20 protein-coding genes and 1 pseudogene are annotated in these 20,822 nt (G+C 72.5%); 17 read left to right on the top strand and 4 right to left on the bottom strand.

Annotation, left to right across the window (positions count from 1 at the left end; genetic code table 11):
* Positions 1-39: 39 nt before the first annotated feature.
* The 4 genes and pseudogenes from CP967_RS23910 to CP967_RS23895 form a co-directional block, all read left to right on the top strand.
* Positions 40-249: pseudogene (locus CP967_RS23910) on the top strand (DUF397 domain-containing protein); the annotation flags it as partial.
* Positions 250-335: 86 nt separating this feature from the next.
* Positions 336-1,307: an ABC transporter ATP-binding protein gene (locus CP967_RS23905; protein ID WP_150489942.1), complete on the top strand. Its 972-nt coding sequence runs from the start codon at positions 336-338 to the stop codon at positions 1,305-1,307.
* Positions 1,304-2,164, top strand: coding sequence for an ABC transporter permease (locus CP967_RS23900; RefSeq protein ID WP_229888233.1), 861 nt, complete (start codon positions 1,304-1,306; stop codon positions 2,162-2,164). Before CP967_RS23905 ends, CP967_RS23900 begins: the two co-directional genes overlap by 4 nt.
* A 5-nt stretch (positions 2,165-2,169) precedes the next feature.
* A complete protein-coding gene (locus CP967_RS23895; RefSeq protein WP_150489941.1) occupies positions 2,170-2,970 on the top strand; it encodes an ABC transporter permease in 801 nt (266 codons plus the stop codon).
* 47 nt (positions 2,971-3,017) lie between these two features.
* Here CP967_RS23895 and CP967_RS23890 read toward each other — a convergent pair whose 3' ends face one another.
* Complete coding sequence (locus CP967_RS23890) at positions 3,018-4,253, bottom strand: PP2C family protein-serine/threonine phosphatase (protein WP_190175026.1); 1,236 nt, start codon at positions 4,251-4,253, stop codon at positions 3,018-3,020.
* 436 nt (positions 4,254-4,689) lie between these two features.
* On the opposite strand from CP967_RS23890, the gene CP967_RS23885 reads away from it, so the two are divergent.
* Both CP967_RS23885 and CP967_RS23880 read left to right on the top strand, forming a co-directional pair.
* The gene (locus CP967_RS23885; RefSeq protein ID WP_150489940.1) at positions 4,690-5,865 is read left to right on the top strand and encodes a macrolide family glycosyltransferase; all 1,176 of its coding nucleotides are present in this window, start codon (positions 4,690-4,692) and stop codon (positions 5,863-5,865) included.
* Between the two features lie 78 nt (positions 5,866-5,943).
* Positions 5,944-6,348 carry a hypothetical protein gene (locus tag CP967_RS23880; protein ID WP_150489939.1) on the top strand — a complete coding sequence of 135 codons (405 nt, stop codon included), beginning with the start codon at positions 5,944-5,946 and terminating at the stop codon, positions 6,346-6,348.
* A gap of 120 nt (positions 6,349-6,468) precedes the next feature.
* Here CP967_RS23880 and CP967_RS23875 read toward each other — a convergent pair whose 3' ends face one another.
* The gene (locus tag CP967_RS23875) at positions 6,469-7,137 is read right to left on the bottom strand and encodes a pirin family protein (RefSeq protein WP_150492010.1); all 669 of its coding nucleotides are present in this window, start codon (positions 7,135-7,137) and stop codon (positions 6,469-6,471) included.
* A 203-nt stretch (positions 7,138-7,340) separates the two neighbouring features.
* Here CP967_RS23875 and CP967_RS23870 point away from each other — a divergent pair, with 203 nt between their 5' ends.
* The 6 genes from CP967_RS23870 (at position 7,341) to CP967_RS23845 (ending at position 12,732) form a co-directional block, all read left to right on the top strand.
* A complete protein-coding gene (locus tag CP967_RS23870) occupies positions 7,341-8,540 on the top strand; it encodes a PucR family transcriptional regulator (RefSeq protein ID WP_190175009.1) in 1,200 nt (399 codons plus the stop codon).
* A gap of 89 nt (positions 8,541-8,629) precedes the next feature.
* Positions 8,630-9,544 (top strand): ACP S-malonyltransferase, encoded by a 915-nt coding sequence (locus tag CP967_RS23865; protein WP_150492009.1) that lies wholly within the window; start codon positions 8,630-8,632, stop codon positions 9,542-9,544.
* Positions 9,545-9,557: 13 nt separating this feature from the next.
* On the top strand, positions 9,558-10,559 hold the full coding sequence (locus CP967_RS23860) for a ketoacyl-ACP synthase III (RefSeq protein ID WP_150489937.1): 1,002 nt from the start codon (positions 9,558-9,560) through the stop codon (positions 10,557-10,559).
* A 63-nt stretch (positions 10,560-10,622) separates the two neighbouring features.
* The gene (locus CP967_RS23855) at positions 10,623-10,871 is read left to right on the top strand and encodes an acyl carrier protein (protein WP_150489936.1); all 249 of its coding nucleotides are present in this window, start codon (positions 10,623-10,625) and stop codon (positions 10,869-10,871) included.
* A gap of 80 nt (positions 10,872-10,951) precedes the next feature.
* A complete protein-coding gene (gene fabF / locus CP967_RS23850) occupies positions 10,952-12,214 on the top strand; it encodes a beta-ketoacyl-ACP synthase II (protein ID WP_150489935.1) in 1,263 nt (420 codons plus the stop codon).
* Between the two features lie 83 nt (positions 12,215-12,297).
* Entirely contained in the window at positions 12,298-12,732 is a 435-nt protein-coding gene (locus tag CP967_RS23845; protein WP_150489934.1) for a VOC family protein, read from the top strand.
* Positions 12,733-12,774: 42 nt separating this feature from the next.
* Here the strand turns inward: CP967_RS23845 and CP967_RS23840 are convergent, their stop codons facing one another.
* Positions 12,775-13,269 (bottom strand): DUF3145 domain-containing protein, encoded by a 495-nt coding sequence (locus tag CP967_RS23840; protein ID WP_150489933.1) that lies wholly within the window; start codon positions 13,267-13,269, stop codon positions 12,775-12,777.
* A 352-nt stretch (positions 13,270-13,621) separates the two neighbouring features.
* Here CP967_RS23840 and CP967_RS23835 point away from each other — a divergent pair, with 352 nt between their 5' ends.
* From CP967_RS23835 to CP967_RS23825, 3 genes are all read left to right on the top strand, one after another.
* Positions 13,622-14,584, top strand: coding sequence for a GDSL-type esterase/lipase family protein (locus CP967_RS23835; protein WP_150489932.1), 963 nt, complete (start codon positions 13,622-13,624; stop codon positions 14,582-14,584).
* A gap of 11 nt (positions 14,585-14,595) precedes the next feature.
* Positions 14,596-15,588: an aldose epimerase family protein gene (locus CP967_RS23830; RefSeq protein WP_150489931.1), complete on the top strand. Its 993-nt coding sequence runs from the start codon at positions 14,596-14,598 to the stop codon at positions 15,586-15,588.
* 152 nt (positions 15,589-15,740) lie between these two features.
* Positions 15,741-17,681 (top strand): flavin monoamine oxidase family protein, encoded by a 1,941-nt coding sequence (locus CP967_RS23825; protein WP_150489930.1) that lies wholly within the window; start codon positions 15,741-15,743, stop codon positions 17,679-17,681.
* A 38-nt stretch (positions 17,682-17,719) separates the two neighbouring features.
* Here the strand turns inward: CP967_RS23825 and CP967_RS23820 are convergent, their stop codons facing one another.
* On the bottom strand, positions 17,720-18,523 hold the full coding sequence (locus tag CP967_RS23820) for an EI24 domain-containing protein (RefSeq protein ID WP_150489929.1): 804 nt from the start codon (positions 18,521-18,523) through the stop codon (positions 17,720-17,722).
* A 110-nt stretch (positions 18,524-18,633) separates the two neighbouring features.
* Between CP967_RS23820 and CP967_RS23815 the strand changes: the two genes are divergently transcribed.
* Positions 18,634-19,788, top strand: coding sequence for a mandelate racemase/muconate lactonizing enzyme family protein (locus CP967_RS23815; RefSeq protein ID WP_150489928.1), 1,155 nt, complete (start codon positions 18,634-18,636; stop codon positions 19,786-19,788).
* Positions 19,785-20,804, top strand: coding sequence for a zinc-dependent alcohol dehydrogenase (locus tag CP967_RS23810; protein ID WP_150489927.1), 1,020 nt, complete (start codon positions 19,785-19,787; stop codon positions 20,802-20,804). Before CP967_RS23815 ends, CP967_RS23810 begins: the two co-directional genes overlap by 4 nt.
* The last annotated feature ends 18 nt before the right edge of the window (positions 20,805-20,822 follow it).

The raw sequence follows: 20,822 nt of genomic DNA, 5'->3' as shown, positions 1-20,822 counted from the left end.
ACGCCCCGAGACGACGGCGGGCAGGCGCGGAAGTCCTCCTGCGGCGGCAGCACCGGCGGCGACCGCGTCGAGGCCGCCGACGGCTGCTCCGCCCCCGTCCGCGACAGCGACAGCGACAGCGACAGCGACAGCGACAGCGAGAACCCGGCCGGACCCGTGTTCGTCGTGGGCGCGGGCGCCTGGCACGCCTTCGTGGACGGGCTCCGCCGGGGGCCGTCCGGGCCCCGACTCCGTTACGTCTCACCGTAATTGATTGGACTAGACCAAGCCGCCCTGTGCACACTCTCTGATCAATCGCGCCCCTCGGGGCCCGTCCAGGTCCAGGAGAGGCGCACATGCCCGTCATCGAGGTGGCAGACCTCGTCAAGGAGTTCCGCAGACCCAAGCGGCAGGAGGGCGCGTTCGCGGGCCTCCGTACGCTGCTGACCCGCGAGCAGACCGTCAAGCGCGCCGTGGACGGTGTGAGTTTCCAGGTGGAGCAGGGCGAGATGGTGGGTTATCTCGGCCCGAACGGCGCCGGGAAGTCCACCACCATCAAGATGCTCACCGGCATCCTGGTGCCCACCTCCGGCACCGTCCGGGTCGCCGGGGCCACGCCCTGGCGGGACCGGTCCCGTAACGCCCGCCGGATAGGCGTGGTCTTCGGGCAGCGCAGCCAGCTCTGGTGGGACCTGCCGCTGCGTGACTCGCTGTGGCTGATCGGCCGGCTCTACGACGTGCCGGCGGACCGGTTCGAGCGGAAACAGCGGCAGTTCACCGAGGTGCTGGATCTCGGCTCCTTCCTCGACACCCCGGTGCGGCAGCTGTCGCTGGGCCAGCGGATGCGCGGCGACCTGGCCGCCGCGATGCTCTACGACCCGAGCATCCTCTACCTGGACGAGCCGACCGTCGGGCTCGACGTCATCGCCAAGGAGCGGATACGCGCCTTCGTCGGGGAGCTGAACCGCGAGCTGGGCACCACGGTCGTCCTCACCACCCACGACCTGGACGACGTCGAGGAGCTGTGCGACCGGATCGTCCTCATCGACCACGGCAAGGTCGCCTACGACGGCACCGTGGACGAGTTGAAGACCCGCTACGCCCCGCACCGCGAACTCGTCGTGCAGACCGACGGGCTGGAGAGCGTCGAGGGCGCGGAGGTCGTCCGCCGCGAGGGCGGCAAGGTGTGGCTGCGCTTCGACCCCGTCCGTACGCCGCCCGCCGAACTGGTGGCCTCCGTGCTGGCGGAGCACCGGGTGACCGACCTGTCGCTCGTGGAGCCCGAGCTGGAGAGCGTCATCCACCGGATCTACGCGGACCGCCCGTGAGCGCCCCGCCCGCGGCCGCCGCGACGACCGGGGCCGACACCGCCGCGCGGTATCCGTCCAGGTCGAGGCTGAAGGCCCATCTCGCGTGCGCCCGGATGGAGTTCCGTGCCGCACTGACCTACCGCACGGCCTATCTGTCGTCGTTCGTGATGATGCTGCTGCAGATCTATCTGCTGACCGTGGTCTGGCGGGCGTTCTACGACGGCCGCGCGGAGGTGGACGGCCTCGGCCTCGGCACCATGACGGCGTACGCGACGCTGACCACCCTCCAGTACCAGCTGGTCAGCCCGTGGCGGTCCTCGCCCATCGACCAGCGGGTACGTGAGGGCAAGGTCGCGGTGGACCTGCTGCGGCCGGTCGGGTTCCCGGGGCAGATGCTCGCCGGGCAGCTCGGGTGGGCCTCGGCCGCGCTGCCGGTCCTGGTGGTGGCGCTGCCGTTCGCCCTGCTGATCGGCGCGGGCCAGGCGCCCGCCTCGACGGCCGCCGGGTTCGCCTACCCCGTGGCGCTGGCCGGCGCGGTGCTCGTGAACCAGCTGCTCGGGCTGCTGCTCGGCATGGTCTCCTTCTGGACCCTGGAGGTGAGCGGCGCCCTGATGGCCTACCGCTTCGTCGCGCAGTTCTTCTCCGGGGCCCTGGTCCCGCTGTTCTTCATGCCGGGGCCGGTGAAGGCCGTCGCGCAGTGGCTGCCCTTCCAGGCCACGGCGTACACCCCGGCCGCCGTCTACCTGGGCCAGGTCGAGGGGGCCGGCATCGCCGTCGCCCTCGGGGTCCAGCTGGCGTGGATCGCCGTCCTCGGCGCTCTGGCCGCGTTCGTCTGGTCGCGTGCCCGGCACCGCGTCATGTCGCAGGGCGGGTGAGCGCGGTGCGAGGTCTGCGTGTCTATCTGCTGCTGGCCGGCGCGGCGTTCCGTGCCGAGTTCCAGTACCGGGGGAACCTGTTCGTCAACATCATCGGCGGCCTGTTCTACCAGGGCGTCGGACTGGCCTTCATCTGGGCGGTCCTGGACCGCTTCGGGCAGGTCGGCGGCTGGGGTCTGGGGGAGATCGCTTTCCTCTACGGGCTGCGGCTCACCGCCCACGGCCTGTGGCTGCTGCCGGGCCACCAGCTGGTCCACGTCGACGAGGTCGTCGTGGAGGGCGAGTACGACCGCTATCTCGTCCGCCCGGTACCGCCGCTGGTCCAGCTCCTCACCCGCCGGGTGCGGCTGAGCTCGCTCGGCGACCTGGCGGGCGGGGTGGTCCTGCTGTCCATCGCCTCGGCCTCCGCGCCGGTCGACTGGTCACCGGGCGCGGCCGGCTTCCTCCTGCTGGCGGTCGTGGGCGGCGCGCTGGTGGAAGGTTCGCTGCAACTCGCCGCTTCCGCACTGGTGTTCAGGATGAAGCGGGTCTCCCCCATCAAGTTCGCCATCGACATGATCTTCAGCGACTTCGGCAACTACCCGCTGAAGATCTTCGGGCCGGTCGCCGGTTTCGGGCTGACCTTCGTCTTCCCGCTGGCGTTCGTCGCCTATCTGCCGGCGGCGGTGCTGCTGGACCGCGAGCAGGAACTCTCGGTGCCCGCCTGGCTGGCCTGGGGCGCTCCGGGCATCGGCGTCCTGCTGATGTACGCCGCGTACCGCTTCTGGGAGCGCCAGGCCCGCCACTACGAGAGCAGCGGGCACTGAGGGGCGGGGACCCGCGTTCCCGGCGGACGGTGTGACCGCGCCTGCGGTCACACCTCTGTCCGGGGCAGGCCGGCCACCGCGGCGACACTCCGGGTGGAGCGGTTGGTGGGGCCGAACCACTCGCACAGCAGGATGGTGGCGTCGTCCTGGAAACGGCCCTCGTGGTGGGCCAGCAGGGTGCGCATGAGACGGCGCAGGGTCTCGGCGGCGGGCAGTTCGTCGGAGTGGTGGCGGATGAGGAAGTCGAGGAAGGCGGTCTCCCCGAACTCCTCGCCGGCCGCGTTCCGGGCCTCGGTGATGCCGTCGGTGTAGAGGACGATGCGGTCCCCGGGTTGCAGCTGTTCGCGGCACACGGTGGTCGGCAGCGCCAGGTCGCTGCCCATCGGATGGGCCGGAGGGCAGGCCAGGAGCGTGGTCCAGCGTCCGCCGCGGATCACGACCGGCGGCAGGTGGGCCCGGTTGGTCCAGGTGAGCACGCCGGTCGTGACGTCCAGTTCGGCGAGGACGCCGGTCGCGTAGCGGTCGCCGCGGAACTGTCCGAGGAGGACCCTCTCGATCGCGTCGCCGAGATCGGCGAGGCCGGTGCCCTGGCGGCGGTGGTTGCGGCAGGCGCCCACGGCCAGGTTGGCCGTCAGGCCGGCGGCGGTGTCGTGCCCCATCGCGTCGAACAGGGACAGGTGGACGACGTCACCGGCGGTGGCGTAGTCGTAGGCGTCGCCGCTGACCTCGTAGGCCGGCTCCATCAGCGCGGCGATGGACACATGGCCGTCCACATAGGTGCGGGGCGGCATCAGCTGCCACTGCATCTCCGCGGCCACGTTCATCGGCTTCACCCGGGTGAGCCGGGCGTGGGAGTCGCTGGTGTCACGGGCCCCGACCACCAGCATCGCCACCAGGGACGCGAGCGCGAACATGGCCTCCCGGGTCTCCTGGTCGTCCGTCGCGGTCCTCAGGTGCAGCACGCCCAGACGTTCGGTCCCGTCCAGGAGCGGGACCCACCACCGGTACGCGGGCCCGGAGCTGTCGGCCGCGGCGGTGATGTCGCCGTACTGGTAGGCCCGGCCAGCCACGGTGCCCTCCACCGGGAACTCCGCCTGGTGTCCTTCCGGCTCCCGGGCGGCGTCCAGGCCCTTGCCCGTGACCAGTCGCAGCACGTCCCGTTGCAGATCTCCCAGGTAGACGAGGGTCTCGGCGAAACCGGCGGCCGCCGCGTGTTTCGCGATCCCGTCCGGCAGGTCCTCGAAGGACATCACATGGCTCTCGGCCAGCAGCCCGGCCAGCATCCGCCGCACGTCCCGGTCCCGAATCACCGCGATTCTCACCTCGCAGGTCCTGTCGTGCGCCGGAGGACTCCGCCCGCCGGAGCCCACGTGTCACCCCCGCACCGCCTCCCAGTCTCCCGCGACCCGGCCGGGGCGGCCAGAGCAGCCCGCCCCCGGCACCCTCCCGGGGCCGCGCGGCTCCTCCGGTCCCGGAGCCCGCGCCCGGAGCCCGCACACCCTCGGCGTCCCCCCGGCGGGCGAAAACCCCTCGCGTGCGGGCGGCACGCGGACTAGGGTGCCCGGCATGCAGTTCAGACAGCTCTACGGCTGACGCGGAGGGGGCAGCGCCCCCGCCTCCGTCCCGCGCACCGTGCGCGCCTCCGGTGGATCGGTCCCGGAGGCCGGCGCACCGGTTCGCCACGCCATCCGCCGCAGAGCTGAAATGAGTGATTCCCCCATGTCCCGTCGCCGTGCCCATATCGCGATGATCGGTGTCCCGGCCGTCTCGCACGTCCTGCCGAGCATCGAGATCATCCGGGAGCTGGTGGCCCGCGGCCACCGGGTGACCTATGCCAACGACCCCGCCGTGGCCGGGCTGATCACCGCCACCGGGGCCGAGTTCGTGCCCGTCCGCTCGACGCTGCCGGTCGCCGGCAACAACTGGCCCGAGGACCCCGTCGCCGCGATGGGCCTCTTCCTGGACGACGCCGTCCAGGGGCTTCCGCAGGTCCGCGCCGTCTACGACGACGACCCCGCCGATCTGTACCTGTACGACATCGGGGCCTACTCCGCCCGTGTCCTCGCCGAGTCGCAGGGGCGGCCCCTGGTCCAGCTCTCCCCGACGTTCGTGGGCTGGGAGGGGTACGCCGAGGAGGTCGCGGCCCCGCTGTGGCGGCTCCCCGGCGCCGACGCGTACCGGGAGAGGTTCACCCGCTGGCTCGCCGGGTGCGGGGCGACGACCACGGACATGGACGCTTTCTGCGGGCGCCCCGACACCACCCTGGCCCTCATCCCCCGGGCCATGCAGCCGCAGGCCGACCGGGTCGACACCGCCACGGTGACCTTCGTCGGTCCGTGTTTCGGTCCGCGCGAGGACCGGAAGACCTGGACGCGCCCCGCCGGCGCGGAGAACGTCCTGCTGGTCTCCCTGGGTTCGGCGTACACCCGGCAGCCGGAGTTCTACCGCCGCTGCCTGGCCGCCTTCGGCGACCTGCCCGGCTGGCACGTCGTCCTCCAGATCGGGAAGTACGTCGATCCGCGGGAACTCGGCACCCTTCCGGCCAACGTCGAAGTGCACTCCTGGGTACCGCAGTTGGCGATTCTGGAACAGGCGGACGCCTTCGTCACCCATGCCGGGATGGGCGGCAGCAGCGAGGGGCTGTACACCGGGCTCCCGATGATCGCCGTCCCCCAGGGCGCCGAGCAGTTCATGAACGCGGACCGGCTCGTCGAACTGGGCGTGGCCCGCCGCCTGGACACCGGGGACGCCACCGCCGAGGCCCTGCGGGCCGCTCTGCTGGAACTGACCGGTGACCCCGGGGTCGCCCGCCGGTCGGCCGGGCTCAAGGCCCGGGCACGGGCCGAGGGCGGTACCACGAGGGCGGCCGGCCTGATCGAGGCGGCGCTGGGCTGACGCCCTCCCGGGCGGGCCCCGGTGCCGCCGCGGTACCGGGGGCCGCCCGGCGTACGGGTGTTGCTAGATTCACCCGCCATGCGCTCACTTGTCTACGACGTCCAGTTCCGCGAGCGGGCCGCCCGCACCCGCGCCTGGGGCGTCGTCCTGCTGTCCCTGGCCGCACTCCTGTGGGTCTGGTGCGCGGTCCTGGTGCTCATGCCGTACGAGGTCGACCGGGAGCCCGGCGACGAGTACCCGGCGGAGTGCGAATCGCGACTGTTCACCGATGGCGGCACGGCCAACGAAGGCCTCCTCCGCCACAGTTACTGCGAGAACGAGCGTGACTGGCCGGAGGTCGTCGCACTGCTCGGCCTGTCGGTGCCCGTCTCCACCGTCGGCGCGGGGCTCTTCACCATAGGCACCGTATCCCGCCGGATGAGCGCCCACAGCCAGGCGATGCGCGAGCTGGACGCGGTCGCGGACCGCCGGGAACAGTCCTGAGGCGGACACGGGGCCGGGACGGGGCGGAACCGGGGCCGGGTCAGGACTGGAGACAGGACCGGGGCCAGGGCCGGGGCGATTCCCAGGGCGGGACCGGGGACGGCCCGGCCCTCACGGTCCTCAGACCGCCCCGAACTCCCAGAGCAGCACCTCGGCGTCCGTCAGCGCCACCAGTTCCAGCCCCGGGGAACCGGTGATCCGCGCCGAGTCCCCCGGCTCCAGCGTCTCGCCCCCCAGAAGCACCTCGCCCCGCACCACGTGCGCGTACACCCCCGCCGCCTCCGGCACCGCCGTGCGCCCGCCCCGCGCCTGCCGGCGCACATGGAGCGTCGCACCGGCCTCCGGGAGGACGAACGGTGTGGTGTCGGCGAGGCCGGAGACGTGCGTGTAGGACGGCTCCCCGCCGGACTCCACCGGGGACAGCCACATCTGAACGAACGTCAGCGGGACGTCGCCGTCGTTGCGTTCGACGTGACGGACACCGGCGGCCGCACTCAGGTGCTGGACGTCGCCGGGCCGTACGACGGTGGCGTGCCCCGTGGAGTCGCGGTGGGTGAGTTCGCCCTCCACGACCCAGGTGACGATCTCGGTGTGGCTGTGCGGGTGTTCGTCGAAGCCGGCGCCCGGGGCGAGGCGTTCCTCGTTGCAGGCGATGACCGGACCGAACCGCAGGTTGTCCGGGTCGTAGAACCGCCCGAAGGAGAAGGCGTGCAGGGTCTCGATGCCCGCGGAGCCACCGGTGGCCGGGTCCCCTCCGCGGAAGCGGTCGCCGGAGCGGCGTACGTCCATCACACGCCCTACCGTATCCCCGGCGCGGGCCCCGGCGTGCCCCGGCGCCTCCCCGCCGTGTCCGCGCCCCCGCCGTGCTCCGGCGCCTCCCGCCGTGTCCACGCCCTCCCCCGCCCGCGTCCTCCGGCCCCTCCGTCCCCCCGACGGGCGACCCGGCGCCCCGCCCCTCCGGGCAGTCGTCCCGATAAGGCAGTCTTGTGTCCGTGCCCCGATCCGATCCTGAGCAGCCCGCTGCGAACGACGCCCACCGCCATGCCGCGACCCTGAAGCGGCTGGAGCGGTCCTCCGGCCGGCTGGCCGCGAACGCCATCGCCCGCATGGACGAGACGCTGCCCTGGTACCGGGCGATGCCACCCGAGAACCGGTCCTGGATCGGCCTGGTCGCCCAGGCCGGTATCGCGGCGTTCACCGAGTGGTTCCGGCACCCGGAGACCCCGCAGGCGATCTCCACCGACGTGTTCGGCACGGCCCCCCGCGAGCTGACCCGGGCGATCACGCTGCGCCAGACCGTCGAGATGGTCCGTACGACCATCGAGGTCATGGAGACCGCGATCGAGGAGGTCGCGGCGCCCGGCGACGAGTCCGTGCTGCGCGAGGCCCTGCTGGTGTACGCCCGGGAGATCGCCTTCGCGACGGCCCAGGTGTACGCGCAGGCCGCCGAGGCCCGTGGCGCGTGGGACGCCCGGCTGGAGTCCCTCGTGGTGAACGCGGTGCTCTCCGGCGAGGCGGACGAAGGGGCCGTGTCCCGGGCGGCGGCCCTCGGCTGGAACTCCCCCGAGCACGTCTGCGTGGTCCTCGGCACGGCACCGGACGGGGACAGCGAGCTGACGGTGGAGGCGATCCGCCGGGCCGCCCGGCACGCCAAGCTGCAGGTGCTGACCGGGGTGCTCGGCCATCGGCTGGTGGTGATCGCGGGCGGCAGCGACAACCCGCTGCACGTCGCGAAGGCGCTGATCGGCCCGTACGCGGCCGGTCCCGTCGTCGCCGGTCCGGTGGTGCCCGACCTGCTGGCGGCGACCCGGTCCGCGCAGGCCGCGGCGGCCGGACTCAAGGCGTGTTCGGCGTGGCAGGACGCCCCGCGGCCGGTTCTGTCGGACGATCTCCTCCCGGAGCGCGCGATGGCGGGCGATCCCGCCGCGCGGGATCAGTTGGTGGAGGAGATCTACAGACCGCTGGAGGAAGCCGGTTCGGCTCTGCTGGAGACCCTGAGCGTCTACCTGGAACAGGCGAGCAGCCTGGAGGGCGCGGCCAGGATGCTGTTCGTGCACCCCAATACCGTGCGCTACCGGCTGCGACGTGTGACCGACGTCACCGGATGGTCCCCTTCCGACGTCCGTTCGGCCTTCACGCTGCGGATCGCCCTCATCCTGGGACGCTTGGCCGAGGCGGACCCGCAGTCCTAGACTTTTGTCGGACTCCAACAATTCCCCTGACGGTTCTTGGTCCCTGTCCCCACGGGCGTAGGGAGCCGTCCCCAAGAGAGAGTGTGAGTGTGCTCGTACTCGTCGCTCCCGGCCAAGGCGCTCAGACGCCCGGCTTCCTGACTCCCTGGCTCGAACTCCCTGGTGCCGCCGACCGCATCGCCGGCTGGTCCGACGCCATCGGGCTCGACCTCGCCCACTACGGCACGAAGGCCGACGCGGACGAGATCCGCGACACGGCGGTGGCCCAGCCGCTGCTGGTCGCCGCGGGTCTCCTCTCGGCCGCGGCCCTGGACGCCTCGCCCACCGTCGTCGCCGGCCACAGCGTCGGCGAGATCACCGCCGCCGCGCTGGCCGGTGTGATCGAGGACGACGCGGCACTCCGTTTCGTACGCACCCGGGGGCTCGGCATGGCCGAGGCCGCCGCGGTCACCGAGACCGGCATGGCCGCGCTCCTCGGCGGTGACCCCGAGGTGACGGTCCCGCACCTGGAGAAGCTGGGGCTGACCCCGGCGAACGTCAACGGCGGCGGCCAGATCGTCGCCGCCGGCACGGCCGGGCAGATCGCCGCGCTGGCCGAGGACATGCCCGAGGGCGTGCGCCGCGTGGTGCAGCTCAAGGTCGCCGGCGCGTTCCACACGCACCACATGGCCCCGGCCGTGGAGAGGCTGCGGGAAGCGGCCACCACGCTGACGGTCGCCGACCCGAAGGTCACCTACGTGTCCAACGCCGACGGGAAGACGGTCGCCGACGGCGCCGAGGTCATCTCCCGGCTGGTCGGCCAGGTCGCCAACCCGGTCCGCTGGGACCTGTGCATGGAGACCTTCAAGGAGCTCGGTGTCACGGCCCTCGTCGAGGTGGCGCCCGGCGGCACCCTGGTCGGGCTCGCCAAGCGCGCGCTGCCCGGTGTGAAGACCCTCGCGCTCAAGACCCCCGACGACCTCGAAGCCGCCCGCGCGCTCGTCTCCGAGCACGCGGACGCCTAAGGAGCCCGAGAGCATGTCGAAGATCAAGCCCAGCAAGGGCGCCCCGTACGCACGGATCATGGGTGTCGGCGGGTACCGCCCCACCCGGGTCGTGCCCAACGAGGTGATCCTCGAGACGATCGACTCGTCCGACGAGTGGATCCGCTCCCGCTCCGGTATCGCCACCCGTCACTGGGCCTCCCCCGAGGAGACCGTGTCCGCGATGTCCGTGGAGGCCGCCGGCAAGGCGATCGCGGACGCCGGGATCACGCCGGACCAGATCGGCGGGGTCATCGTCTCCACCGTCTCGCACTTCAAGCAGACCCCGGCCGTGGCGACCGAGATCGCGCACAAGATCGGCGCGGGCAAGCCCGCCGCCTTCGACATCTCGGCGGGCTGCGCGGGCTTCGGTTACGGCCTGACCCTCGCCAAGGGCATGATCGTCGAGGGTTCGGCGGAGTACGTCCTGGTCATCGGTGTCGAGCGGCTCAGCGACCTGACCGACCTGGAGGACCGTGCGACGGCCTTCCTGTTCGGTGACGGCGCGGGCGCGGTCGTCGTCGGCCCCTCCAAGGAGCCGGCCATCGGCCCCACGGTCTGGGGGTCGGAGGGCGACAAGTCCGACACCATCAAGCAGACCGTGGCCTGGGACGTCTTCCACACCGACCGGCCGGAGAAGTTCCCCGCCATCACGCAGGAGGGCCAGGCGGTCTTCCGCTGGGCCGTCTTCGAGATGGCGAAGGTCGCCCAGCAGGCGCTGGACGCCGCCGGGGTGTCCCCGGAGGATCTTGACGTCTTCATCCCGCATCAGGCCAACATGCGGATCATCGACTCGATGGTGAAGACGCTCAAGCTGCCGGAGCACGTCACGGTCGCACGTGACGTGGAGACCACCGGCAACACGTCGGCCGCCTCGATTCCGCTCGCCATGGAGCGGCTTCTGGCGACCGGCCAGGCCAGGAGCGGCGACACCGCGCTCGTCATCGGCTTCGGGGCGGGTCTCGTCTACGCCGCGACGGTCGTTACCCTCCCCTAGGCGCACCGGACCTTCCGGCCCGTACGCCTCAACCCCGTAGAAACCCATCGAAGGAGCGCCAACATGGCCGCCACGCAGAAGGAGATCCTCGACGGTCTCGCCGAGATCGTCAACGAGATCGCCGGTATCCCGGTCGAGGACGTCGAACTGGAGAAGTCCTTCACCGACGACCTGGACGTCGACTCGCTGTCCATGGTCGAGGTCGTCGTCGCCGCCGAGGAGCGCTTCGAAGTGAAGATCCCCGACGAGGACGTCAAGAACCTCAAGACGGTCGGCGACGCCACCGACTACATCCTGAAGCACCAGAGCTGACACAGGCTCTGATCCGTGTGTCGCCACCCGGCGGTGGCGCCGCTGATTCACGACCCTCTACACGTGGAGAAGATTTTCCAGTGAGCCCGACCAATCGCACCGTGGTCGTCACCGGTATCGGCGCAACCACTCCGCTGGGTGGCGACTCCGCATCGACCTGGGAAGGTCTGATGGCCGGCCGGTCCGGCGTCAAGCCTCTCGAGGGCGAACGTTTCGCCGAACTGCCCGTACGTATCGCCGCCCTGGCGGCCGTCGACCCGGGCGACGTCCTGCCCCGGCCGCTCGCCCGCAAGCTGGACCGCTCGGCGCAGTTCGCGCTGATCGCGGCCCGTGAGGCGTGGGCGGACGCCGGCTTCACCGGCAAGGCCGGTGAGGACGGGAACATCCGCCCCGAGCGTCTGGGCTCGGTCATCGCCTCCGGCATCGGCGGCGTGATCACCCTGCTCGACCAGTACGACGTGCTGAAGGAGAAGGGCGTACGCCGCGTCTCCCCGCACACCGTTCCCATGCTCATGCCCAACGGCCCGGCGGCCAACGTCGGTCTGGAGGTCAACGCCCAGGCCGGTGTCCACACCCCGGTGTCCGCCTGCGCGTCGGGGGCCGAGGCCATCGGTTACGCCGTGGAGATGATCCGTACCGGCCGTGCCGACGTGGTCGTCGCCGGTGGTACCGAGGCGGCCATCCACCCGCTGCCGATCGCCGCGTTCGCCAACATGATGGCGATGTCCAAGAGCAACGACGAGCCCGAGAAGGCCTCGCGTCCCTACGACACCGCACGGGACGGCTTCGTCCTCGGTGAGGGCGCGGGCGTCGTGATCCTGGAGTCGGCGGAGCACGCCGCCGCCCGCGGTGCCCGGGTCTACTGCGAGGTGCTGGGCCAGGGCCTGTCCGCGGACGCCCACCACATCGCGCAGCCCGAGCCCACCGGGCGCGGGATCGCCGCCGCCATGCAGAACCTGCTGGACTCCACGGACCTCAAGCCGTCGGAGGTCGTCCACCTCAACGCGCACGCCACGTCCACGCCGCAGGGCGACGTGGCGGAGATCAAGGCGCTGCGCAAGGTGCTCGGCGACGACCTGGACCATGTGGCGATCTCGGCCACGAAGTCGATGACCGGCCACCTGCTGGGCGGGGCGGGCGGCATCGAGACGGTGGCCACGGTGCTGGCCCTGCACCACCGGACGGCGCCCCCGACCATCAACGTCGACGACCTCGACGCGGAGGTGGAGGCGGACATCGTGCGCGACACCCCGCGCGCCCTGCCGGAGGGGACGATCGCCGCGATCAACAACTCGTTCGGTTTCGGCGGCCACAACGTGGTGCTGGCGTTCCGCTCGGTCTGACCCGGCGTCACCGTACGGCCCGAAGGCCCGCCTCCCCCACCCGGGGAGGCGGGCCTTCCGCATGTACGCGGTACGGTCCCTCCATGGCAGCCAGAATCGATCTGACGCTCGACAGCACGGACACGCAGAGCCTTGCCGCCTTCTGGAAAACGGCCCTGGGCTACGTCGACGAGCCGCCGCCCGCCCCCTTCCGGACACGCGAGGAGTGGAGCGCGCAGTTCGAACTGCCGGAGGGGGACTCCGTGGACGACGGCGCGTGGCTCTGCGATCCCGACGGCGCCGGCCCGCGCCTCTGCATCCTCAAGGTTCCCGAGCCCAAGACGGCGAAGAACCGGCTCCACATCGACGTCCGGGTGCCGGGGCACGGCAGTCCCGACGAGCGATGGGCACGGATCGAGGCGGAGTCCGAACGCCTGGTGCGGGCGGGCGGGGCCACCCTGGAGAAGTTCGTCGGCCACCATGTCCTGATGGCCGACCCGGAGGGCAACGAGTTCTGCGTCTGCGCGGCCTCCGCCTGACAGGCGGCGGGGACGGCAGGGGGCGGAGCGAGGCGTGCGGGCTCACACCACCTGGTGGAGCCACCGCACCGGCGCGCCCTCGCCCGCGTGCCGGAAGGACTCCAGTTCGTCGTCCCACGGCTTGCCGAGCAGTTTGGCGACCTCGGCCGCCAGATCGCTCTCGCCGCCGAGCGAGCGGGCGAGCGCCGCCCGCAGCCGGTCCTCCGGGACCAGGATGTCGCCGTGCATCCCGGTGACGGCGTGGAAGATGCCGAGGCCGGGCGTGGCGCTGTAGCGCTCGCCCTCCGCCGTGGCGCAGGGCTCGGCGGTCACCTCGAAGCGCAGCAGGTCCCAGCCTCGGAGGGCGGAGGCGAGCTCGGAGCCCGTGCCGGCCCGGCCCTGCCAGGAGAATTCGGAGCGCCAGGTGCCGGGGGCGGCCGGCTGTCTGACCCAGTCGAGCTGCACCCGCACGCCGAGCACGCCCGCCACCGCCCATTCGACGTGCGGACACAGCGCGCGCGGTGCGGAGTGGACGTACAGGACTCCACGTGTCGTCACCGGGACCTCCAGTGTGGGACGAGGTTCGCCTTCCCCAGCGGCCTCGCGCCCGTGCCGTCCCTTCCCGGACGGCTCCCGAGGGCGTCAACAGTACACAGCATCGGGAGCGAATCTCCTGAAAAGGGACAATATGTGACACGAGATAACTTACCGGTGGTCTGCCTTCGTGTACACGGGCCGGGAAGATGTCACTGGTTCGACGGGGGAAAAGCTACCGTGCGCCGGGGCCGGGTGTGTGACGTACCGTCGGTCCCGGCCCCCTCGTTCACCCGGGAGGGGCTCCGGCCCGCCACCTGCGGCTGCCGGGGGTTGCCGGGGGCAAAGTCACGGGTGCGACCGGAAGGAACCAGGGATGTCCAGGAGTGCGCCGGATCGCCTTCCGGCAGACCCGTCCGCCCGCCGCCCGTCCGGGGGTCCGCACCGCCGTCCCCGTCGCGCCGGGTCCGTGGTGGCGGCGGCCGTGGCCGGTGCCGTCGCGCTGGCCGGCTGCGGCGGGGGCGCGGACGGCGGTTCCTCCGGGAGCACGGCGGCGGCCTCCCCCGGCCCGTCGCCCGCCGCCCCGGCGTGGGACGTCAGCCCCGCGTCCGTCGCGGCCGTCGGGGACTCCATCACCACGGGGTTCGACGCCTGCGCGGTGCTGGCCGACTGCCCGGAGGTCTCCTGGGCCACCGGGACCGACGAGGGGGTGCGCAGCCTGGCGACCCGGCTCCTGGGCGCGTCGAGGGCCGCCTCGCACAGCTGGAACCACGCGGTGTCCGGGGCGCGGATCGCCCAGCTGCCGGAGCAGATGGCGCTGGCGGCGAAGGAGCGGCCCGAGCTGGTCACGGTGATGATCGGCGCCAACGACGCGTGCCGGGACTCGGTGGAACTGATGACCCCGGTGGAGGACTTCCGGCACTTCTTCGAGGTCTCGCTGCGTCAGCTGCGCGCCGCGGCGCCGAAGGCGCAGGTCTACGTGTCGAGCGTGCCCGACCTGAAGCGGCTCTGGTCCACGGGCCGGAAGAACCCGCTGGGCAAGCAGATCTGGAAGCTGGGCATCTGCCGCTCGATGCTCCAGGACGCGGACGACATGGGGGCGGCGGCCGTCGCGCGCCGCGAGGCCGTACGGGAACGGGTGGTGGCGTTCAACGGGGTGCTGCGGGACGTCTGCGCGAAGGACCGGCACTGCCGGTACGACGGGGACGCGGTGTTCGACTACCGGTTCACCGGGGAGCAGCTCAGCCGCTGGGACTGGTTCCACCCGGGCCGGAACGGACAGGCCAGGCTGGCAGAAATCGCTTACCGCAACGTCACCGCGGCAGGACCGCCCGCGTAAAATCGCCGGTCATGACGACAGGCACCGCGACACACAGTGAAGACTTCACCCCCTGCTCCGACGGCACCCCGGTGCGGCGCTGGACCCTGGAGCGCGACGGCACCCGGGTGCGGGTGCTGACGTACGGCGGCGTGGTGCAGTCCGTCGAGGTGCCGGGACGGGACGGCCGGACCGCCCGGGTCGCGCTCGGGCTGCCGGACGTGGCCGGGTACGAGGCGGACCCGGGGCCCTACTTCGGGGCGCTGGTCGGGCGGTACGCGAACCGGATCGCGGGCTCCTCCTTCGAGCTCGACGGGAAGCGGTACCACCTCGCGCCCAACGAGGGCCGCAACCAGGTGCACGGCGGGCCCCGGGGCTTCGACAAGCGGGTGTGGGACGCCGAGGAGGTGCCGGACGGTGTGCGGCTGTCCCTGGTCGCCGAGGACGGCGAGGAGGGCTTCCCGGGGCGGCTCGCGGTCTCGGTGGCCTACACCCTGGACCCGGGCGGGGCGTTGCGGATCTCCTACCGGGCGACGGCCGGCGCCCCGACCGTGGTGAACCTGACCAACCACACGTACTGGAACCTGGCCGGCGCGGACAGCGGCAGCGCGCTGGGCCACGAGCTGCGGATCGCGGCCGGGCGGATCACGCCGGTGGACGGGGAGTCGATCCCCACCGGGGAGACCGCCCCGGTGGACGGGACCCGCTTCGACTTCCGGGAGGCGAAGCCGGTGGGCCCCGGGTACGACATCAACTACGTACTGGACGCGCCGGGGGACGCGCCGGTGGCCGAGCTGTACGACGCCGCGTCCGGGCGGGCGCTGACCGTGTGGACGACGGAGCCGGGGATGCAGCTGTACACCGGGGACCACCTCGGGGGCCGGTCCTTCGCGGCGTGCGCCGGGATCGCGCTGGAGACCCAGCACTTCCCCGACTCCCCGAACCGGCCCGCGTTCCCGAGTACGGTGCTGCGGCCGGGCGAGGAGTTCACGTCCACGACCGTGTACGGCTTCTCGGTGCGCTGACGCGCCCGCCCGGCCCCTCCCCGGGCCGTCCCGGTGCACAGTCGCGGCGATCCGGCGGGGATTTCGGCGCGGTACACACCTGCGGGTGATTCCAGGTGAATTCGGCGCGCCCGCAAGGGTGTTGGCCGATGTGGCGCAGCAGGGTGGCCGTCATGATCCATTCCGATGACGTCACCACGCCCTCCGCCTCGCCGTCCCGCCGTTCGCTGCTCGCCGGCGCCACGGCCGGTGCCGCCGCCCTCGCGGTGACCGGTCCGGCCGCCGCACCCGCCGCCGCCGTTCCCGCCGCCGTCCCCTCCGCCGCTCCCGCCGCCGCGCCCGGTGCGGACTGGGAGGCCTGCCTCACCGTCGCCCGCGCCATCCTCGTACGGGACGAACAGGACCGGCCGCTGGTGCCCTCCTACCGGGAGATCCTGCTGGGGAAGGGGCTGCCGCGGTCCGGGGGCGCGGCCAAGAAGGTGCTGGTCGTCGGGGCCGGTCCGGCCGGGCTCGCGGCCGCCCGGCTGCTCAGGGACGCCGGTCACACCGTCACCGTGATCGAGGCCAACGGCAACCGGGTCGGCGGGCGCATCAAGACCTTCCGGGCGGGCGGGCACGAGCGGTCGAAGCCGCCGTTCGCCGATCCGAAGCAGTACGCCGAGGCCGGGGCGATGCGCATCCCGGACAGCCATCCGCTGGTCACCGGGCTGATGGACGGCCTGGGCCTGAAGCGCCGGCGTTTCCACCTGGTCGACGTGGACGCCGGGGGCCGCCCCGCCAACCGCACCTGGATCCACGTCAACGGCGTCCGGGTCCGCCGTGCCGACTACGCGGCGAAGCCGCAGGCGGTGAACCGCTCCTTCGGTGTGCCCGCGGCCTACGAGAGCACCCCCGCCTCGCAGATCGTCAGGGACGCCTTCGCGCCCGTGCGCGCGGAGATCGAGGGCAAGGAGGGCAGCGCACTGGTCGAGGGCTGGGCGAGAGTGCTCCAGCGGTACGGGCACTGGTCGATGTTCCGGTACCTGACCGAGGCCGCCGGGCTGGACGAACGCACCGTCGACCTCATCGGCACGGTCGAGAACATGACCTCGCGGCTGCACCTCGCCTTCCTCCACAGCTTCATCGGGGCCTCGCTGATCAGCCCGGCCACCAGCTTCTACGAACTCCCCGGCGGCACCGCGACGCTGGCCGACGCCATGTACGCCCCGGTGAAGGACCTGGTGCGCCTGGACCGCCGGGCCACCCGGATCAGCCGTACGGAGGACGGTGTGAAGGTCGAGACGGTCTCCGAGGGGCGTGGCGGCCCCGTCGTCCGGGAGACCTTCACCGGTGACCGGGCGATCATCACGGTGCCCTTCTCGGGGCTGCGGCACATCCCGGTGACGCCGGCCCTCTCGTACGGCAAGCGGCGGGCGGTCACCGAGATCCACTACGACGCGGCGACCAAGGTGCTGCTCGAATTCAGCCGCCGCTGGTGGGAGTTCGACGAGGCGGAGTGGAAGCGTGAGCTGGAGGCCGTGCGCCCCGGCCTCTACGACGCCTACCGGCTCGGGAAGGCCCCGGCCGACGGTTCGCTGCTGGGCGCCCACCCCTCCGTCCCCGGCGGGCACATCCCGCCCGGCCAGCGGGTGCACTACGCCGCGTGCCGGGCGACGGCCCGCAGTCAGCCGGAGGCCGCCGGGGTCGTCGGCGGCGGCTCGGTGACCGACAACGCCAACCGCTTCATGTACCAGCCCTCGCACCCGGTCGAGGGCAGCCGGGGCGGGGTGCTCCTCGCCTCGTACAGCTGGGCCGACGACGCCCTGAAGTGGGATTCGCTGGACGACGACGAGCGCTACCCGCGCACCCTGGGCGGGGTCCAGGACGTGTACGGGCAGCGGATCGAGGTGTTCTACACGGGCGTGGGCCGCACCCAGTCCTGGATGCGCGACCCGTACGCGTACGGCGAGGCGTCCGTCCTGCTCCCCGGCCAGCACACCGAGCTCTTCCCCGACGTGCGCACGCCGGAGGGCACCCTGCACTTCGCCGGCTGCCACACCTCGGTCAAGCCCGCCTGGATCGAGGGCGCGCTGGAGTCGGCGGTCAGGGCGGCGCTGGAGGTGCACCGCGCCTGACGGGAGGGGGCGGTCCGGGTCCCCGGGCCGCCCCTTCTTCAGTCCTTGCGGAGGGAGGGAGCCGACTCCGGGGCCGGCTCCGGGGCGGGAGTCGGGGCGGGCTCCGGGGCCCCGGTGAACTCGCGCGCCAGCAGCGTGGCCCCGGCCACGGCGCCCGGCATCAGGAACACCGCGACGAACGGCACCAGGAAGGCGAGCGAGAGCGGCACGCCGAAGCCGAGGACCGCGGCGCGGTGGCCGCGCAGCAGGGCGAGGCGGTCCTTCAGCACCATGCCCCGGCGCTGGAGGGCGACGGCGGTCAGCTCCTCGCAGAGGAAGTAGCCGGAGACGCAGAAGCCGATCACGGGGACGACGGTCTGCCCGACGACCGGGATGAAGCCGGCGGCGAAGAGCAGCACCCCGTAGCACGCGACGCGCACCAGGATGCGGACGGAGTCGCGGGCGGAGACCCACAGTTCGCGCCAGAACGGCAGTCCGGACTCGGGGGCCTCGCCGCCCTCGGCTCGGTCGACCTCCTCGGAGAGCGACTCGTAGAAGGGCTGGCCGACCAGCAGGGTCACCGCGGTGAAGGTGATGACCGCGAGGAACAGGCCGAACAGGAAGACCAGGGCGGTCAGGGTGGTGCGCAGCAGGCCCTGCCAGGGCGAGGACCAGCCGTCGGCGAACGGGGTCACCCAGGAGACCAGGTCGTCGGCGCCGTAGGCGAGTCCGAACAGCGCGCCGGCGTAGACGATCAGGGTGATCAGGCCGGGCAGCAGGCCGAGACCGAGCCACTTCCCGTGACCGAAGACCCAGCGCTGCCCCTTGAACAGGCAACCGATTCCCACCCGGAGATCACTCATGGCGTCAGAGTACTTGTGCGAACCATTGACACTGCTCCGGGCCGCGTCCTACCGTCTCGCCAGAATTTCGAACGAGTGACGATATACCGAACAGTGGAGAGGCAACTCCCGTGCGTATCACCGGAATCAGCACGCATGTCGTCGGCACGCCGTGGCGCAACCTCACCTATGTCCAGGTCCACACCGACGAGGGTCTCACCGGGGTCGGCGAGACCCGCATGCTCGGGCACACCGACGCACTGCTCGGATACCTCGGGGAAGCCTCCGTCAACCACATCGAGGGCTCCGACCCGTTCGCGGTGGAGGACCTCGTGCGCCGGATGAAGTACGGAGACTTCGGGCGGGCCGGTGAGATCGTGATGTCCGGTGTCGCGGTCGTCGAGATGGCCTGCTGGGACATCAAGGGCAAGGCCCTCGGGGTGCCGGTGTGGCAACTGCTCGGCGGGAAGGTCACCGACCGGGTGAAGGCGTACGCCAACGGCTGGTACACCACCGAGCGGACCCCCGAGGCGTACCACGGGGCGGCGCGGGCCGTGGTGGAGCGGGGCTACCGCGCCCTGAAGATAGACCCGTTCGGGACCGGGCACCTGGAACTCGGCCCGGCCGAGACCCGGTACGCGGTCTCGCTCATCGAGGCGGTACGGGACGCGATCGGCCCGGACACGGAGCTGATGCTGGAGATGCACGGCCGGTTCAGCCCGTCGACGGCGGTGCGGATCGCCCGCGAGATGGCGCCGTTCGCACCGGCCTGGCTGGAGGAGCCCGTCCCCCCGGAGAACCTGAAGGCGCTGGCCAGGGTCGCGGAGAAGGTGGACCAGCCGATCGCCACCGGGGAGCGCATCCACGACCGGATCGAGTTCCGCGAGATCTTCGAGGCGCAGGCCGCCGACATCATCCAGCCGGACATCGGCCACATCGGCGGCATCCTGGAGGCCCGGAAGCTCGCCGCGACCGCCGAGACCCACTACACGCTCGTCGCCCCGCACAACGTGGGCGGTCCGGTGCTCACCGCGGCGAGTCTGCAACTCGCCGGCTGCACGCCCAACTTCAAGATCCTGGAACACTTCAACGACTTCGCGGACGCCGGCATCAAGAAGGTCGTCAAGGGCGCCCCCCAGGTCGATCCGGCCACCGGCTGCTTCGAGCTCTCCCACGCCCCGGGCCTCGGCGTGGAGCTGGACGTGGACGCCGCGGCCGAGTTCCCGCAGCAGCGGGCACGGTTCGACCTGTGGGCGGAAGGCTGGGAGAAGAGGCAGCCGAAGTGACGCCCCTGTCCCGTTCCCTGACCGTCGAGGGGCCCGGTGTGCACCGCCTCGGCCGGGGCCCCCTCCCCGAGCCGGGGCCCGGGGAGGTCAGGGTCCGGGTGGCCGCGGCCGGCATCTGCATGAGCGACCGCGAGGTGTACGACGGCCACCGCGACCCGGCTTTCGTGCGCTATCCGCTCGTGCCGGGCCACGAGTGGTCGGGCACCGTGGACGCGGTCGGGCAGGGCGTGGACCCGGCGCTGCTCGGGCGGCGTACGGTCGCCGAGGGCTTCCGGGCCTGCGGGCGGTGCGCGCGGTGCCGTGAGGGTGAGACCTCCCTGTGCACGGCGGGGTACGACGAGACGGGCTTCACCCGGCCGGGGGCGTTCGCCGACCACCTGGTGGTCCCGGCCCGGCTGCTGCACCCGCTCGCCGACGACGCGGACCTGCGGGCCGCCGCCCTGCTGGAGCCCGCCGCGGTGACGGCCGCCGCGGTGCGGGCCGGGGCTCCCGAGCCGGGGGAACGCGTCGCCGTACTGGGGGCGGGGACCCTGGGCCTGCTCGCCGTACAGCTGCTCGCCGCGTACTCCCCCGCCGAGCTGGCCGTGATCGACCCGCGCCGCCGGCGTGCCGCCGCCGGCCTGGGGTTCGGCGCGTCGGAGGCCCGCGGACCGGGGGAGGCCGAGGAGGTGCGCGGGCGTTACGACCTGGTCGTGGAGACGGCCGGGGCGCCCACCACGGCGGCCGACGCCTGCCTGCTGGCCCGGCGCGGCGGGCGGGTGGTGCTGACGGGGATGTTCGCACCGGGCGCGGCGGGCATCGACCCGGTGCACCTCTCGCTGAACCGGCTCACCGTCCGGGGCGTCTTCGGGGCGTCGTCGGCGGCCTGGACCTACGCGGTACGGGCCTTCACCGCCGGGGTGCTCGACCCGGCCCCGCTGATCACCCACGAGTTCCCGCTGGAGCGGTTCGCCGAGGCCGTGGCGCTGGTGGGGGCGGGTGACCCGGAGACCGGGAAGGTGCTGCTGCGCCCCTGAGACCGGGCCGTCCGGCGC

It is taken from the genome of Streptomyces nitrosporeus, from assembly GCF_008704555.1.
GTDB classification, from domain to species: Bacteria; Actinomycetota; Actinomycetes; order Streptomycetales; family Streptomycetaceae; genus Streptomyces; species Streptomyces nitrosporeus.
Note: the sequence above shows the minus strand (reverse complement) of the source record. Positions and strands in the feature narration are given on the sequence as shown.